The sequence below is a fragment of the Vibrio sp. Isolate25 genome (assembly GCF_022398025.1).
Taxonomy (GTDB): domain Bacteria; phylum Pseudomonadota; class Gammaproteobacteria; order Enterobacterales; family Vibrionaceae; genus Vibrio; species Vibrio coralliilyticus_A.
In genome coordinates this window covers 15,923-31,286 of sequence record NZ_JAKEUT010000019.1, presented here as the reverse complement: position 1 = coordinate 31,286, position 15,364 = coordinate 15,923, and the positions used below count along the sequence as shown (strand labels likewise).

Below are 15,364 nucleotides of genomic sequence, written 5' to 3'. Positions count from 1 at the left end.
TTCTAATGTCGCTATAAACCTATAAAGTATTAGGGTAAGTAGCGTTTTGGATTCACCGACTTACCTTGATAGCGAATTTCAAAGTGTAGACGAACACTGTTGGTTCCAGAACTGCCCATTGTTGCGATTTTCTGGCCTGCTTTTACACTTTGTCCTTCGTGTACGAGCAACCGTTCATTGTGCGCATAAGCACTGAGATAATTATCGTTATGTTTGATAATCACGAGATTACCATAACCGCGCAGTGCATTACCCGAATATACAACGGTGCCACTAGCTGTAGACGATATCGGCTGACCTCGCTGTCCTGCAATGTCGATGCCTTTATTCCCTTGGTCTCCAGCTGAGAAGTTTTTGATTACCCTCCCTTTAGTTGGCCATAACCATCGAGAAATCTTCTCATTCTTTGGTTTAGGACCACTGACTGGTTTGTTAACGTTTTGTTTACTTTTAGAACCAACATACTCCTTTGATTTTGATTGATCAACCTTCTTAATTGGTTCTTTTTTGGCCACACTCGGTTTGCTTTGTGTGCCCTTGTTGCTAACTGATTGATTCGAGTTTTTACTCGAATTTACAGAAGGAGTTGAGGCTACGGCAACAGCCACAGGTGGGGATACCGTACCCGCACCAGTACCACCATACGCTGGCGGGTTATACGCAGGCTGCCAAAGTTTCAATTTTTGGCCTGGAAAAATGGTGTAAGGCTTAGTTAAACCATTGTAACGAATGATATCTTTTACATCTTTATCTGTGACGTACGCAATAAAGTAAAGCGTGTCACCTTTCTTGACTTGGTAGTAACTGCCTCGATAGCTCCCACGGGAAATCGAGCTGTAGTCTTTGTTTAAGCCTGAAACTGGCGCTGGGGAATGAGCAGCACATCCGATTAATATGCTACTCACAGCCACAACAGGAAAAAATTTAGACCACTGCATCATAGTTAAGCGAGTTCACCAGCAATGAGGGGAACAAAACGCACATCCTCAATAATTTGAGATAAAAATTCATTATTCTGGCGAGTAATTTTGAGTAACTTTTGGACATCCTCACCGACGGGAATCACCAGTATTCCACCTTCAACCAACTGCTCAAGCAACACTGGTGGAACTGAAGCGGCCGCAGCAGTGACAATGATCGCATCAAATGGCCCTTTTGCAGCCCAACCTTGCCAACCGTCTCCATGCTTAGTTGAAACATTATAGATATCCAGTTGCTTAAGGCGGCGCTTTGCCTCCCATTGAAGCGATTTAATACGCTCGATCGAATACACGTGATCCACTAACTGAGCCAACACCGCAGTTTGATAGCCTGATCCAGTCCCAACCTCCAAGACTTGACTTGTCTGGCTAAGTTCAAGCATTTCTGTCATCTTTGCCACAATGTACGGTTGAGAGATAGTCTGCCCTTGACCAATTGGTAGCGCATTGTTGTCATAAGCTTGGTGCATCATAGCCTGAGATACAAAACGTTCTCTCGGTACGGTATAAATCGCGTTGATCACCCTTTGATCCTGAATGCCGCTGGCGACCAAAAAGTCAATCAATCGGTCGGCATGGGGATTCGTCATTCTTATTCGTCCTTTAACCAATTATCCATACTGCGTAACGACTCATGTGCCGTCAGATCAACTTGCAACGGGGTCAGAGAAACCAAGCCTTGTTCAATAGCATAAAAGTCCGTCCCTTCCCCAGCATCTTGCTCCTTCCCAGGAGGCCCTAACCAATAAATATCATGCCCTCGTGGATCTTGCTGCTTGATCATCGCTTCAGCGTGATGACGCGCACCTAAACGAGTCACACTGATTTCTTTCACATCTTCAAGTGGAAGATCCGGAATATTGACATTTAACAATCGATTAGTAGGGATAGGTGACGATAGATGCTGTTTGACAATTTGACGGGCAATTTGGGCTGCTGTAGAAAAATGCGTTTTACCCACCAATGAAAATGCGATCGATTGAACCCCTAAAAAATGGCCTTCCATCGCAGCTGCCACCGTTCCAGAGTACAACACATCATCCCCTAAATTCGCCCCATGATTAATGCCTGTTAAAACCAAATCTGGCAGATCAACTTTCATAAGCTCATTCAACGCAAAGTGCACACAATCGGTTGGGGTTCCCTGAACAGAGTAGACTCCTTCCGAAAGCACTTTTACTCGCAAAGGCTGCTCGAGCGTAAGTGAGTTTGATGCACCGGAGCGATTTCTGTCTGGGGCAACGATAGTAATATCAGCCAAATCTCTCAAAGCATCAGCCAAAGCATGAATCCCTTCGGCATGCACACCATCATCATTACTGAGCAGGATTTTTAGTGCTTTCTCGCTCATTCGTAACTGCGCTCCACTTCCAGTTCTTGGATCAACTCGCGGATAATTGCGGTCGCAAAACAACCCGCATCTAATGAAAAACGTAAGGTGATCGCGTCATGCTCTGCCTTCCACGTCAAGTTTTGAGGTTTCAGTGCTATGTTACGACGGTCATGACGCATACGATTTCCGCGAATCAGAGCCATCAAATCCGGTTCTGCCTCTAGGTGAGGTAGCTCAAGTTCTAGAGCCTTAGCTTTTGTGGGTAAAGCATTATCACCAGCCATTGCCGCCGTGATCTGTAGGGCTCCTTTTTCAACCTTCTCATTTAACTCCACCAGCATCTCTGAGGTTGCACTCATGATTCCCTCAGGCGCTTGCAGGCAGTCCCCTTCAATTACCTGATTAAACAGCTCTTGCTCAATACGAGCAGAAACAATGGTATTAAATATCCATGAACGAGCAGCTGAAAGATATAGGCTGCGCTTATTCTGATTACGGGTTCGAACATTGTCGCGCCCCCAACGTCGAGCTTCACTCAAGTTATTCCCGTCGTGCCCAAAACGCTGGCTACCAAAGTAGTTCGGTACACCGTACTGGCCAACTAACTCTAACCGCTTGAGAACATCGTCAACCTCACTCACTTCCGTCAGAGTAATGATAAACTCATTTCCTACTAGATCTCCCGGACGCAGTTTTTTGTTGTGCCGACAAGTCTCAAGAATCTCGATAGTGGGGTACTGAGCAAGAAACGCACTAAAGTCAGGTGTCTCACCTTTAGGCAAATGGACACTCAACCACTGTTCCGTCACAGCATGTCGATCTTTAAGCCCTGCCCAACTGACATCTTTTGATTTGACGCCGCACACTTTAGCAAGTTCATTTGCCACAAAACTGGTGTTTTCACCTGTTTTACGGATTCGCACCATCAAGTGCTCTCCCTCACCAGAAAAAGCAAAACCCAAGTTTTCAATAACCTGAAAGTGCTGTGGCTTGGCTTTTAGCTTACCTGTTGCTTTAGGCTTGCCATTTAGATAAACGAGGGAAGATAAAATATCAGTCATAGTATTACCGTTACGCCCTAAGCTTTCACTCCCAAGGCGTCATGATTTATTGTGGTTTGATAAGGAGTACAACGGCTTCCGTCGCGATCCCTTCTTTACGGCCAGTAAAGCCAAGGCGCTCCGTCGTTGTTGCTTTGACGTTTACATTACTGATGTCAGTTTCTAAATCTTGAGCGATAACCTCACACATTGCGTCAATATGAGGCGCCATTTTCGGAGCCTGAGCCATAATAGTGACATCGGCATTACCAAGGATGTAACCTTGCTCTTTAACTCGGCGGTACACATCGCGAAGCAAATCCCGGCTATTAGCCCCTTTCCATTCATCATCAGTATCTGGAAAATGCCGCCCAATATCACCTGCAGAAATTGCCCCTAGCAACGCATCGCACAATGCATGCAAGGCAACATCACCATCAGAATGAGCAATCAAACCTTGCTCGTACGGTACTGAAACGCCACCAATAATTACCGGGCCTTCACCACCAAATTTATGGACATCGAAGCCATGACCAATACGAATCATCATTTATCCTTTATTACGATTGAGATAAAACTCTGCGAGCGCTAGATCTTCGGGCTGTGTAATTTTTATATTGTCTGCCGAGCCCTGAACCAAAGCTGGAGATTGCCCGGACCACTCTAGGGCCGAGGCCTCGTCAGTGATGGTGGCACCTCGTGAAAGCGCCTCCTCTAACACAGTGGTCAGTTGCTCAGTTTTAAACATTTGTGGAGTCAGTGCATGCCACAGTGCTTCTCTATCTACAGTATGAGCAATGTTTTGATCTCTGTTTGCTCTTTTCATTGTATCTCTGACCGGTGAGGCAAGAATCCCGCCCACAGGGTGTTGTAAAGACACATCAATTAACTTGTCTAAATCTTGCTGTTTTACGCATGGTCTGGCGGCATCGTGTACCATCACCCAATCAGCAAGCCGATGAGCATGAACAAACTTTAGCCCCGACAACACGGAATCAGCTCGCTCTTTTCCTCCAGCCACTTTTATCACCTGAGGGTTTTGAGCAATAGCTAGCAATGGGAAATATGGATCACCATCAGTAATCGATACGATAACCGTACTTACCTTAGGATGTTGCAGTAGCTTCTCAACCGTATGCTCAAGAACGGCTTTACCATTAATAGTGAGGTACTGTTTTGGGCGGTCAGCCTGCATACGACTGCCGACACCTGCCGCTGGAACAATAGCGACTATAGAGAAACTCGATTTTGTCATGCCTAGCGTTCATCTCCGACAATGCGGTAAAACGTCTCACCTTCTTTGACCATGCCTAATTCATGACGCGCGCGTTCTTCTATTGCGTCAAGCCCTTGGCGTAGGTCATCTATTTCAGCGAACATTTCATTATTCCGATTTTGCAAATTTCCATTCACTTGATGCTGAACTTCTATTTCAGCATTGACCGACTGAAATTCAGAAATGCCATTTTTCCCCAGCCACAGTGTGTACTGTAGCCAGCCTAATAAAAGAAGTAAGGTTAGGGCAAAAATCCGCATAAAATATTCTAAGAATAAGAGGTAGAGAAAGACCACCTATATACCACAATGTCGCTTTTCAGGCGAGATTAGGCCACGTGGTCTTGACGAAGATACTGATTATTATCTGCAATTACTGCATAAGCAAGAAAGCAAATAAACCAAAGCCAAGGATGAGTCGATAAATGACGAAAGGAGTCATCCCCATTCGTGAAATCAACTTCAGGAATAAGTGAATACAGATATAGGCACTGATAAACGAGGTTACGATCCCTGTTAGCAGAACACCTAAATGAATAGGGTCGCCACTGCTCACTAGTTTCAGACCTAAATAACCACCAGCCAATAAGATGATAGGAATAGACATGAGGAAGGAAAAACGCGCGGCGGCTTCACGAGTAAAACCAAGATACAAAGCAGCAGTAATCGTCGCGCCAGAACGAGAAGTGCCTGGAATCATGGCAAGGGCTTGAGCAACACCAATAAACAGGGCTTTCTTCCAATTTGCCTGATACTCGTCATCCGCTAGATTCGCGTGTTTATCGACATACCACAGCAGCAAACCAAACACGATGGTCGTGGTTGCAATGACCCAAGCACTGCGCAGATACAATTCTATAAAGTCTTTCATTAACAAGCCAAACACACACGCAGGTATGGTGGCTAGAATGATCATCCATGCCAGCTTGGCTTCTTTACTGCGATCCCCTTTAAAGATCGAAGCAAAAAATGCCGACAACAATGCCACCACTTCGCTGCGAAAATAGATCATCACTGCAGCTAATGTGCCGACATGAACAGCTACATCAAATGCCAACCCCTGATCTTCCCAGCCCAAAATGGCCGATGGTAAAATTAAGTGTGCCGAGCTGGAAATCGGTAAAAATTCGGTAAGCCCTTGAATTAAGGCAAGGATAAAAGCTTCAAAATAACTCATTAGATACTCAATTATGCGTAGTTATTAAACCAGAGTTCAACTTTGTTTAAGGTTTCTGGGTAAGAAGATTCGAGCCAGATTTGGTGGATCGTGCGACCATCTCCCGGAACACAAAGATCAGCGCACAGTTCATGCAGTGGTTCAATCACGAACCCGTACTTGTAGATATCACTGCGAGGAAGCTCTGGCGAATGCTCAGAGATATTCTGGCCAAACAAGATGATGTCGAGATCAACGGTTCGTGGCTCAAATTTCTTCGCATTTTCTTCTCGCCCCCATTTGAGCTCAATTTGACGCAGTTGTCGTGCAAATTCCAATAAATCTAACGAGGTTTGCATTTCTACGACAAGATTAAAAAACGCCTCTCCTTCAAACCCAACCGCTTCGCATTCATAAACAGTTGATAAGCGTAGATTTTGACCGAGTAGAGATAACTCTCTGATAGCTGCCTCAATGTGTTTATGCCTGTCTACATTGGAACCAACGCCAATGTATGTCGTGTTCATGCTTGGCCTCGCTCAATCACGACACCCACACCAGATGCCTGAGGAACCGCACCAGGCTTGGTCAGGCGAATCTTAACCCATGGCACGCTAAATTGAGTCATAATGAGATGGGCAACTTCTTCCGCAACCCGTTCTACCAGCAAAAAACGACCTGATTCAATATGAGACAAAACAGCCGAACTCACTTGCGCATAATCTAGAGCATCTGCAACGTCATCACTTTTCCCAGCAGGCTGGTTGTCATGAGCCATTTCAATATCCAGGACCAGTTTTTGTTTGATTTCCTGTTCCCAGTCATAAACGCCGATAGTCGTGATCACTTCTAACTGCTCGATAAATACTTTATCCATGCGCTTTGCTTCCTTTAGAGGTCGGATACCCAAATCAGGTAAAAAGTCGTACTATTTTTATCTCAAACACCACTCAGTTGGTAGTTTGAGTATTCTAAGCACGATATGATATCAATTACTTGCCTAGCTAACATCTCTAAATAACGAGTAACTTCAATATGACTCCACTAGCACTTGTCATGATCATTTTTGCCTACCTACTAGGCTCGATCTCGAGTGCCGTATTGATCTGTCGCTTACTTCGGTTACCTGACCCTAGGGGGGTAGGTTCTCATAATCCCGGAGCAACCAATGTATTAAGAATCGGAGATAAGAAGGCCGCCGCTTCGGTCTTGCTTTGCGATATGCTCAAAGGAACCATTCCTGTTTGGGGAGGATATTTCCTCAATATCGACCCTATCATTCTTGGTGTGATTGCGATCGCTGCCTGCTTAGGCCATATGTATCCGATTTTTTTCCATTTTAAAGGGGGGAAAGGTGTCGCGACTGCGCTTGGAGCAATAGCCCCGATAGGCTTTGATTTAACCGCAATGATCATCGTGACATGGTTATTAGTCGCATTGGTTTTTCGCTATTCCTCTCTTGCCGCTATCATCACGGTATTACTCGCCCCTTTATATACGTGGATGATCAAACCTCAATACACCTTACCAGTCGCTATGCTGTGTTGCCTTATTGTATTTAGGCATCATCAAAATATCAGACGATTAGCTGAGGGAACGGAACCTAAAGTCGGTGAGAAAAAGAAAGATTTAGATAAGGCCTCTGAATGAGGCCTTAGAGTTTATAGGTATACTTTCGCTAGGAAATTCTGCAACATTGCAGTGACAAATTCTGGCTGCTCTAGGTTAGCAATATGGCCAGCTTTCGGAACCTGAATAAGCTCTGAGCCTGAAATGCAGTCATTCATTAAATACGATTCGAGTGCCGGACGGGGAATATCCTCCTGACCGACAGCGATCAATACAGGTAACGCAAACTTTTCAATATCTTCGATTTGGTCTCGACGACCAAACACCATGCGTCCCATACGTGCAACTTCCGCTGCCTGCTGTCCTTTTAGGTTGGATAACCTCTTTCGAAAAGCAGCCACTAAATCAGGGGATTCCTGCTCCGCATTTCGAGCGAAAAACATCGGTGTTACACTATCAATGATAGGTTCTGGCACCATCTGTGCGGCCGAGATCGTTTCCAGCATAGTGAAGTATTTCTTGTGGGTCACTTCTGGTTCTAAACCGACAAACGTATCCATCATAACCAGAGATTTAACACGCTCAGGCACTAAATTAACCACCTCACTGCCCCACATACCACCAACAGAAAGACCAATGATAGAGAATTCCTCGACATCTAAATGGTCCATCAGTGCAATAATTTGCTTTGCGTAGTCCACAAGTGAGGAAGTAGAGGATGGGGCAAAGTCTGATTCACCATGCGCCCAAAAATCGGGCACTATGCATCGATAGCTTTGACTTAATACGTCTACTTGGGGAGCCCACATTTGACTATCCCACAAGTAACTGTGACCAAATACGATAACAGGGCCTTGACCAATATCCTGATACGCCATTTGATGGCCATCTACCGCAAATTTATTCATGGCTCTTTCCATTATTTATATTTATAAAATCCAAGAATATCATTAATGACAAAATTAACACCTCGGATGTTTTCTCTGTCAGCCAAAAAAGAAAGGCCAACTCTCAAGAGCGGTCTTGTGCTTACATATAGAAAACAAATTAAGCGATGGGTTCTAGCTGATCAATAGGCCATCGAGGTGTTGCTTGTACAGACAGGTCAGCCAGCTCTCCATTTTTAAGTCGTTGCATACCCGCATAAGCAATCATCGCACCGTTATCAGTGCAAAACTCAGTACGTGGATAATAAACCTCACCACCAATTTTCTGCGCAAGTTGTTCTAGGTCAGCACGTAATCGACGATTGGCACTCACGCCACCCGCAATGACAATACGTTTAAAGCCAGTTTGCTCTAGCGCTCTCTTACACTTAATCGTTAATGTCGCGCATACCGCTTCTTCGAATGCCAAAGCAATATCCGCGCGTGTTTGTTCATCATCACCATTTGCGGCAATAGTATTCGCCGTAAACGTTTTCAGGCCAGAGAAGCTCATGTCTAAGCCTGGTCGGTCCGTCATTGGGCGCGGGAATTTAAAGCGCCCTGGCATGCCTTTTTCAGCTAACTTAGAAAGCAGTGGACCACCTGGATAATCCAACCCCATCAGTTTAGCTGTTTTATCAAATGCTTCCCCTGCGGCGTCATCGATAGACTCACCGAGAATCTTATATTCACCAATCCCGTTCACTTCGACCATCATTGAGTGACCACCAGAAACCAAGACTGCGACGAATGGGAAGGGAGGGGGATTATCTTCGAGCATAGGCGCAAGAAGGTGACCTTCCATATGATGGACAGGCACAGCAGGCACCCCCCACGCATACGCCAAGCTACGACCGATTGTTGCACCAACAAGCAACGCCCCAACCAAGCCTGGGCCTGCGGTATACGCCACTCCATCAATATCCTTTGGCGTCAGATTCGCTTCGGCCATTGCGGCTTTGATCAATGGGATCGTCTTCTTAACATGATCTCGTGAGGCAAGTTCAGGTACCACACCACCATAATCGGCATGGAGCTTAACCTGACTATATAGCTTATGAGAAAGCAGCCCTTTCTCATCGTCGTAAATCGCGATGCCTGTTTCATCACATGAGGTTTCAATACCAATAATGCGCATGGTTTAACCTAGGTGTCTTAATCTCTGATTCAAAATTGGCGCAATCTTACCTCGGCTTGGCTTCGCAAACAAATTTTGTATACTGAATAGACTACAAAGGGCTTTACAAAGCCTATGTGATCGGATTAAAATTCCGCACCATTTTTGATCAAGCTGATTGTAGACCCAGCATTAAAGCTCGGTACTGTGAAGTCAGCATTAACGAATAACCCCTGAGGTGAAAGGCATATGCCAGTAGTTAAAGTACGTGAAAACGAACCGTTCGACGTTGCTCTACGTCGTTTCAAACGCTCTTGCGAAAAAGCAGGTATCCTTTCTGAAGTGCGTCGTCGTGAGCACTACGAAAAGCCAACTACAGTTCGCAAACGCGCTAAAGCAGCGGCTCAAAAGCGTCACGCTAAGAAGCTAGCTCGCGAAAACGCTCGTCGCGTTCGCCTGTACTAATAGCTAAGTCCAAAAGGATTCTAGTTATGGCTCTGATTGATACTCTCAAAGAAGAGCAAAAATTAGCGATGAAAGCCAAGGACAAACTTCGCCTTGGCACTATTCGTTTAGCTCTTTCCGCCATTAAGCAACGTGAAGTTGACGAACAGATTACTCTGGGCGACGACGATATTCTCGCTGTGCTGACGAAAATGGTTAAACAACGTCGCGACTCTGTCGCTCAATTCGAATCAGCAGGTCGACAAGATCTGGCTGACGCTGAGCAAGCTGAGATTGCTGTACTTGAGGACTTTATGCCTCAACCGCTAACTGATGAAGAAGTGGCGGCACTTATTGAGAGTGCTATTGCTGATTCAGGTGCTGCGGGCATGCAAGACATGGGTAAAGTAATGGGCGTGCTTAAGCCTCAAATTCAAGGGCGTGCAGATATGGGTAAAGTAAGCGGTTTAGTTCGCGCTAAACTAGGTTAATTACCCAACCCAAATTGCAGCAAGCCGTGCTATCCTCTGGAACGCACGGCTTGTTTGTATCTAGATTAGTCTTTTCTTTCTTTGTTAGGTTTTATGGCAGGACACATCCCCCGCAGTTTTATTGATGACCTACTGGCTCGACTGGATATCGTCGATATCATTGATGCTCGGGTAAAACTTAAGAAAAAAGGCAAAAACTACGGCGCATGCTGCCCTTTCCACAACGAGAAAACACCTTCTTTTAGTGTTAGCCAAGAAAAGCAGTTTTATCACTGTTTCGGCTGTGGGGCACACGGCAATGCCATCGACTTTATGATGGAATACGAGCGCCTTGAATTCCCTGAAGCCATTGAAGAGCTCGCCTCTTACCTTGGGATTGATGTTCCAAGAGAACAACGTCAGGGTGGCCGTTTTCCTGCCAATCAGCCTCAAGCAAATACCGAGCAAAAACGTAATCTCTATGATTTAATGACTGGGATTGCGCAGTTCTATAGAGACCAGCTCAAACTGTCTACCAGCAAGGTCGCGATTGACTACCTCAAAGAGCGTGGTTTATCTGGTGAAATCGTTCAGAAGTTTGGCATCGGATATGTCGCTGATGAATGGGATCTGGTGCGGAAAAACTTTGGTCAGCAGAAACAAGCTCAAGATATGCTTGTATCAGGTGGTATGCTGATTGAGAACGATAAAGGCAACCGCTATGACCGCTTTCGCGGCCGGGTGATGTTTCCGATCCGCGACCGACGAGGCCGAGTGATTGGTTTTGGTGGGCGAGTCATTGGCGATGGCACACCAAAGTACCTTAACTCTCCTGAAACGCCTATTTTCCACAAAGGGAAAGAGCTCTACGGGCTTTATGAGGTGATGCAGGCCTATCGAGAGCCGCCACAGATATTGGTTGTCGAAGGCTATATGGATGTGGTGGCACTAGCGCAGTATGGTATTGACTACGCGGTCGCTTCTCTTGGCACATCTACTACTGACGATCATATTCGCCAGCTATTTCGCCAAACTGATACTATAGTATGTTGCTATGACGGTGACCGAGCTGGCCGTGAAGCAGCTAGGCGTGCTATGGAAAATGCTTTGGCCTTCCTAAATGCCAACAAAATCCTAAAGGTACTGTTCTTGCCCGATGGTGAAGACCCTGACAGTTTCGTTCGAAAGTTTGGCAAAGAGGCTCTTGAGGCAGAAATAGATAATGCTGACTCATTAATCGACTTTTTACTTAGCGAAATCAAAAAAGACGCCCCTGATACAGATCCTAAGCGCTGGGGTTCATACGTCGCTACTAACGCAGCACCACTGTTAAATAAAACGACGGACCCTACTTTACAAGCGTACTTGTGGAAAGAGTTAACACTAGGAACTGGTTGGAGCGACTTCCAGCTACAAAAGTTTTTGAACTCTCTAATAACAAGCAGCCCTGAAACCAGACCTCAACCACATAAGGAGATCAAACGGACTCCAATGCGAGAGGTTATCGCTTTGCTTATTCAAAATCCGAGCTATGCTCAAATGGTACCAGATCTCTCGAGTGTGAAAGGCTTAGCGGTACCTGGATTAAGTTTATTCGTTGAGGTGCTTGAATATTGTCATCAGCACCCCAATGTAAGCACAGGCCAGTTGACTGAACACTGGCGAAATACGAGCCATGATGCTCTATTGTCTCGTTTAGCAGGGTGGGAGATTCCACTCGATGAAGACAATGAACAAGATATTTTTTTAGACTCGCTGGACAAAATATTGGCTCAGTGTGTCGAAAAACAAATTGAAGATCTGCAGGCCAAAGAAAGAAGTGTCGGTTTATCAACCGAAGAGAGAAGGGAGCTGCTAGCATTGATGCTAGATTTAAAAGCGTAACCCTGTTCGAATAGTCAGCAACAAATTAATTTGTTAATATGTGTGGTTTGCACTCGCATACTAATTCCTTCACCAGATACTAAGTTGGATACCGTCTATGGATCAAAATCCGCAGTCACAGCTAAAACAACTTGTCATTAAAGGCAAGGAACAAGGCTATCTGACCTACGCAGAAGTAAACGACCACCTGCCAGCAGAAATCGTAGATTCCGAGCAGGTCGAAGATATCATTCAGATGATCAACGATATGGGTATTAGAGTAGTGGAAACTGCTCCAGATGCTGATGATCTTGCACTGAATGATGACGATACAATCACCGATGAGGATGCAGCTGAAGCTGCTGCTGCTGCGCTATCAAGCGTAGAAAATGAAATCGGCCGCACCACTGACCCAGTACGTATGTACATGCGCGAGATGGGCACCGTAGAGCTACTGACTCGCGAAGGTGAGATCGATATTGCAAAGCGTATTGAAGATGGTATTAACCAAGTTCAAAATGCGGTTGCTGAGTATCCAGGAACGATCCCATATATTCTTGAGCAGTTTGATAAGGTTCAGGCAGAAGAACTTCGCCTCACCGATCTTATCACGGGCTTCGTCGACCCAGACGCAGATGAAACAGCGGCCCCAACGGCTACGCATATCGGTTCTGAACTTGCAGAATCAGATCTTGAAGATGAAGATGCTGAAGAAGAAGACGCGGAAGAGTCTGAGGACGATGAAGAAGAGGAAGATACAGGCATCGACCCTGAGCTTGCTCTAGAAAAGTTCACGGCTTTACGTAACACTTTCCAGAACTATCAGCTTGCTTGTAACGAGTATGGCAACGAGAGTCCGAAAGCGACACTTGCCCATGAGATGGTTATCGACGTCTTCAAAGAATTCCGTCTAACGCCTAAACAGTTTGACTACCTAGTTGAAGAGCTGCGCACCTCAATGGAGCGTGTACGTACTCAAGAACGTCTGATCATGAAAGCGTCTGTTGAGTATGGCAAAATGCCAAAAAAATCGTTCATTACCCTCTTCACAGGCAATGAATCTAGCGAAGCTTGGCTAGATGAGATTCTCTCTTCAGATAAACCGTATGCGGAAAAGATCCGTCGTAGCGAGGATGATATTCGTCGCTCAATCATGAAGCTAAAAGTGATTGAAGAAGAAACATCGCTTACGGTTCAGAACATCAAAGACATCAGTCGCCGCATGTCAATCGGTGAAGCGAAAGCCCGCCGTGCGAAGAAAGAGATGGTCGAGGCGAACTTACGTCTGGTTATTTCTATCGCGAAGAAATACACCAACCGCGGTCTTCAATTCTTGGATCTGATTCAAGAAGGTAACATCGGCCTGATGAAAGCAGTTGATAAGTTCGAATATCGTCGTGGTTACAAGTTTTCAACTTACGCAACTTGGTGGATCCGTCAGGCGATCACTCGTTCGATTGCAGACCAAGCACGCACTATCCGTATTCCGGTTCACATGATCGAGACGATCAACAAACTAAACCGAATCTCTCGCCAAATGCTGCAAGAGATGGGCCGTGAACCACTACCGGAAGAGTTGGCTGAACGCATGCAAATGCCGGAAGACAAAATCCGTAAAGTGCTGAAGATTGCCAAAGAGCCAATCTCAATGGAAACACCAATCGGTGACGATGAAGATTCGCATCTAGGCGATTTCATTGAAGATACCACGCTTGAGCTACCTCTTGATTCAGCCACTTCTACAAGCCTCAAAGTGGCAACGAAAGATGTACTGGCAGGCTTAACACCTCGTGAAGCGAAAGTTCTGCGTATGCGTTTTGGTATCGATATGAATACTGACCACACCTTAGAAGAGGTTGGTAAGCAGTTTGATGTTACTCGTGAGCGTATCCGTCAGATTGAAGCGAAAGCACTGCGTAAACTTCGTCACCCGAGCCGCTCAGAAACTCTGCGCAGCTTCTTGGATGAGTAACCAAGAAAATTGATTAAAAGACGAGCACTTGCTCGTCTTTTTTGTATCCAAATGATTTAACTGGATAAAATCTAAGCGCATTTACCCTATCAAGTATCTAGACAGCCCTATCGGCTTACCCTATAATTCTCCTCCTAACGGCCCCTTAGCTCAGTGGTTAGAGCAGTCGACTCATAATCGATTGGTCCGCAGTTCAAGTCTGCGAGGGGCCACCAAATACAAAAAAACCTGATGAGGAAACTCATCAGGTTTTTTACTTTCGATTGTATCTAATATTAAAAACCTTTGGCCTTTTTGATTAAGTCATAAGCATTCTGGATTTCTTGAGCTTTCTCTTTGGCTACATTCATCATTTCTGGTGGTAAGCCTTTTGCCATTAGCTTGTCAGGATGGTGCTCATTCATCAGTTTACGGTAAGCACGTTTAACCGTTTTTGTCTCCGCACTACTATCAACACCCAATAACTTATATGCATCACTTAATTGATCCGCAGTCGAGGCTTGTTGCCAACCACTCGATTGATGGGAGTGAGCACCTCCAGATTGCCCACTAAAGCCTCCTTGCTGAAAGCGGAATGCTGCCTCCTGCATACGTAAGCGTTGCTCTAACTGTTCTGAGGAAAAGCCCAACCCTTTTGCCACTTTATGCAAGACACTACGTTCACTTGGATGAATATCTCCATCAGCAAAGGCGGCTGAGATCTGTAACTCTAAGAAGAACTGCATCAGATCAAATCGACCACCAGCGGAAATACGCACTCTTTCTAGAACGGTTTCGAGTGGAAAATCCGCCTCCTTCCCCTCACGAAATGCATTCTGCGCGGCGCGGCGCAACTCCCCATGCAAACTCATACGATCCATCATGGTTGTCGCCAACTGAATCTCTTCACGAGTAACTTGCCCTTTCGCTTTGGCTACATGCCCCATCACCGCAAAAGCCGCTTTAAAGAACTCCTCTTGCCGTTCAGCCTGACTGGGGCCACCGCCGAAACCGGAATTAAAACCAGCTTGACGTAACCTGCGAGCTTTATCGAACTGATGGCCTAAGAACAGACCAAATATGGCGCCAAACGGCCCTCCCATCAAGAAACCAAAAAAAGTGCCAAGTATCTTGCCAAAAATATGCATTATGTGTTCTCAATCTCTGAATTTTTTCTTAGTAAAGCGGTCTGATAGTGCCGTAAGCGACAAATTCCTTTATTATAAGGGCCGTTTTATTT

General features: G+C 45.5%; 18 protein-coding genes and 1 tRNA gene. 6 read left to right on the top strand and 13 right to left on the bottom strand.

The features are described from left to right. Positions 1-29 precede the first annotated feature (29 nt). From nlpD to folB, 10 genes are all read right to left on the bottom strand, one after another. The gene (gene nlpD / locus L1D15_RS20475) at positions 30-941 is read right to left on the bottom strand and encodes a murein hydrolase activator NlpD (protein ID WP_239865272.1); all 912 of its coding nucleotides are present in this window, start codon (positions 939-941) and stop codon (positions 30-32) included. Positions 942-943: 2 nt separating this feature from the next. Beyond that, positions 944-1,570, bottom strand: a complete 627-nt coding sequence (locus L1D15_RS20470; RefSeq protein WP_239865274.1) for a protein-L-isoaspartate(D-aspartate) O-methyltransferase — start codon at positions 1,568-1,570, stop codon at positions 944-946. A gap of 2 nt (positions 1,571-1,572) precedes the next feature. After that, a complete protein-coding gene (gene surE / locus L1D15_RS20465) occupies positions 1,573-2,331 on the bottom strand; it encodes a 5'/3'-nucleotidase SurE (protein WP_239865277.1) in 759 nt (252 codons plus the stop codon). Further along, entirely contained in the window at positions 2,328-3,374 is a 1,047-nt protein-coding gene (gene truD, locus L1D15_RS20460; RefSeq protein ID WP_239865278.1) for a tRNA pseudouridine(13) synthase TruD, read from the bottom strand. Before truD ends, surE begins: the two co-directional genes overlap by 4 nt. Positions 3,375-3,420: 46 nt before the next feature. Beyond that, complete coding sequence (gene ispF, locus L1D15_RS20455; RefSeq protein WP_239865428.1) at positions 3,421-3,900, bottom strand: 2-C-methyl-D-erythritol 2,4-cyclodiphosphate synthase; 480 nt, start codon at positions 3,898-3,900, stop codon at positions 3,421-3,423. A 3-nt stretch (positions 3,901-3,903) separates the two neighbouring features. Then, on the bottom strand, positions 3,904-4,608 hold the full coding sequence (gene ispD / locus L1D15_RS20450; RefSeq protein ID WP_239876863.1) for a 2-C-methyl-D-erythritol 4-phosphate cytidylyltransferase: 705 nt from the start codon (positions 4,606-4,608) through the stop codon (positions 3,904-3,906). Between the two features lie 2 nt (positions 4,609-4,610). Beyond that, positions 4,611-4,889, bottom strand: coding sequence for a cell division protein FtsB (gene ftsB / locus L1D15_RS20445; RefSeq protein ID WP_239865280.1), 279 nt, complete (start codon positions 4,887-4,889; stop codon positions 4,611-4,613). Between the two features lie 112 nt (positions 4,890-5,001). Then, entirely contained in the window at positions 5,002-5,805 is an 804-nt protein-coding gene (locus tag L1D15_RS20440; RefSeq protein WP_239876862.1) for an undecaprenyl-diphosphate phosphatase, read from the bottom strand. 11 nt (positions 5,806-5,816) lie between these two features. Next, positions 5,817-6,311 carry a 2-amino-4-hydroxy-6-hydroxymethyldihydropteridine diphosphokinase gene (gene folK, locus L1D15_RS20435; RefSeq protein WP_239876861.1) on the bottom strand — a complete coding sequence of 165 codons (495 nt, stop codon included), beginning with the start codon at positions 6,309-6,311 and terminating at the stop codon, positions 5,817-5,819. Then, the gene (gene folB, locus L1D15_RS20430; protein ID WP_239837835.1) at positions 6,308-6,661 is read right to left on the bottom strand and encodes a bifunctional dihydroneopterin aldolase/7,8-dihydroneopterin epimerase; all 354 of its coding nucleotides are present in this window, start codon (positions 6,659-6,661) and stop codon (positions 6,308-6,310) included. Before folB ends, folK begins: the two co-directional genes overlap by 4 nt. A gap of 158 nt (positions 6,662-6,819) precedes the next feature. On the opposite strand from folB, the gene plsY reads away from it, so the two are divergent. Beyond that, positions 6,820-7,434: a glycerol-3-phosphate 1-O-acyltransferase PlsY gene (gene plsY / locus L1D15_RS20425; RefSeq protein ID WP_239876860.1), complete on the top strand. Its 615-nt coding sequence runs from the start codon at positions 6,820-6,822 to the stop codon at positions 7,432-7,434. 11 nt (positions 7,435-7,445) lie between these two features. Here plsY and L1D15_RS20420 read toward each other — a convergent pair whose 3' ends face one another. Beyond that, the gene (locus tag L1D15_RS20420; protein WP_239876859.1) at positions 7,446-8,261 is read right to left on the bottom strand and encodes an alpha/beta fold hydrolase; all 816 of its coding nucleotides are present in this window, start codon (positions 8,259-8,261) and stop codon (positions 7,446-7,448) included. A 139-nt stretch (positions 8,262-8,400) separates the two neighbouring features. Continuing rightward, positions 8,401-9,417 carry a tRNA (adenosine(37)-N6)-threonylcarbamoyltransferase complex transferase subunit TsaD gene (gene tsaD, locus L1D15_RS20415; protein ID WP_239876858.1) on the bottom strand — a complete coding sequence of 339 codons (1,017 nt, stop codon included), beginning with the start codon at positions 9,415-9,417 and terminating at the stop codon, positions 8,401-8,403. Between the two features lie 228 nt (positions 9,418-9,645). On the opposite strand from tsaD, the gene rpsU reads away from it, so the two are divergent. The 5 genes from rpsU (at position 9,646) to L1D15_RS20390 (ending at position 14,360) form a co-directional block, all read left to right on the top strand. After that, positions 9,646-9,861 (top strand): 30S ribosomal protein S21, encoded by a 216-nt coding sequence (gene rpsU / locus L1D15_RS20410; protein WP_001145625.1) that lies wholly within the window; start codon positions 9,646-9,648, stop codon positions 9,859-9,861. Positions 9,862-9,887: 26 nt separating this feature from the next. After that, the gene (locus tag L1D15_RS20405) at positions 9,888-10,331 is read left to right on the top strand and encodes a GatB/YqeY domain-containing protein (RefSeq protein WP_019277505.1); all 444 of its coding nucleotides are present in this window, start codon (positions 9,888-9,890) and stop codon (positions 10,329-10,331) included. 93 nt (positions 10,332-10,424) lie between these two features. Beyond that, positions 10,425-12,194 carry a DNA primase gene (dnaG, locus tag L1D15_RS20400; protein ID WP_239876857.1) on the top strand — a complete coding sequence of 590 codons (1,770 nt, stop codon included), beginning with the start codon at positions 10,425-10,427 and terminating at the stop codon, positions 12,192-12,194. Between the two features lie 97 nt (positions 12,195-12,291). Further along, complete coding sequence (gene rpoD, locus L1D15_RS20395) at positions 12,292-14,145, top strand: RNA polymerase sigma factor RpoD (protein WP_006958179.1); 1,854 nt, start codon at positions 12,292-12,294, stop codon at positions 14,143-14,145. Between the two features lie 139 nt (positions 14,146-14,284). Beyond that, positions 14,285-14,360 (top strand) — tRNA-Ile (locus L1D15_RS20390). A 60-nt stretch (positions 14,361-14,420) separates the two neighbouring features. Here L1D15_RS20390 and djlA read toward each other — a convergent pair. Further along, positions 14,421-15,272 carry a co-chaperone DjlA gene (djlA, locus tag L1D15_RS20385; protein ID WP_239865287.1) on the bottom strand — a complete coding sequence of 284 codons (852 nt, stop codon included), beginning with the start codon at positions 15,270-15,272 and terminating at the stop codon, positions 14,421-14,423. Positions 15,273-15,364: the final 92 nt, after the last annotated feature.

Coding starts and splice junctions, on each gene's coding strand:
- L1D15_RS20470 (WP_239865274.1), bottom strand. CDS start 1,570: ATGACGAATCCCCATGCCGACCGATTGATTGACTTTTTGGTCGCCAGC.
- truD (WP_239865278.1), bottom strand. CDS start 3,374: ATGACTGATATTTTATCTTCCCTCGTTTATCTAAATGGCAAGCCTAAA.
- plsY (WP_239876860.1), top strand. CDS start 6,820: ATGACTCCACTAGCACTTGTCATGATCATTTTTGCCTACCTACTAGGC.
- rpsU (WP_001145625.1), top strand. CDS start 9,646: ATGCCAGTAGTTAAAGTACGTGAAAACGAACCGTTCGACGTTGCTCTA.
- folB (WP_239837835.1), bottom strand. CDS start 6,661: ATGGATAAAGTATTTATCGAGCAGTTAGAAGTGATCACGACTATCGGC.
- nlpD (WP_239865272.1), bottom strand. CDS start 941: ATGATGCAGTGGTCTAAATTTTTTCCTGTTGTGGCTGTGAGTAGCATA.
- ispD (WP_239876863.1), bottom strand. CDS start 4,608: ATGACAAAATCGAGTTTCTCTATAGTCGCTATTGTTCCAGCGGCAGGT.
- folK (WP_239876861.1), bottom strand. CDS start 6,311: ATGAACACGACATACATTGGCGTTGGTTCCAATGTAGACAGGCATAAA.
- L1D15_RS20405 (WP_019277505.1), top strand. CDS start 9,888: ATGGCTCTGATTGATACTCTCAAAGAAGAGCAAAAATTAGCGATGAAA.
- rpoD (WP_006958179.1), top strand. CDS start 12,292: ATGGATCAAAATCCGCAGTCACAGCTAAAACAACTTGTCATTAAAGGC.
- ftsB (WP_239865280.1), bottom strand. CDS start 4,889: ATGCGGATTTTTGCCCTAACCTTACTTCTTTTATTAGGCTGGCTACAG.
- djlA (WP_239865287.1), bottom strand. CDS start 15,272: ATGCATATTTTTGGCAAGATACTTGGCACTTTTTTTGGTTTCTTGATG.
- L1D15_RS20420 (WP_239876859.1), bottom strand. CDS start 8,261: ATGAATAAATTTGCGGTAGATGGCCATCAAATGGCGTATCAGGATATT.
- tsaD (WP_239876858.1), bottom strand. CDS start 9,417: ATGCGCATTATTGGTATTGAAACCTCATGTGATGAAACAGGCATCGCG.
- surE (WP_239865277.1), bottom strand. CDS start 2,331: ATGAGCGAGAAAGCACTAAAAATCCTGCTCAGTAATGATGATGGTGTG.
- L1D15_RS20440 (WP_239876862.1), bottom strand. CDS start 5,805: ATGAGTTATTTTGAAGCTTTTATCCTTGCCTTAATTCAAGGGCTTACC.
- dnaG (WP_239876857.1), top strand. CDS start 10,425: ATGGCAGGACACATCCCCCGCAGTTTTATTGATGACCTACTGGCTCGA.
- ispF (WP_239865428.1), bottom strand. CDS start 3,900: ATGATTCGTATTGGTCATGGCTTCGATGTCCATAAATTTGGTGGTGAA.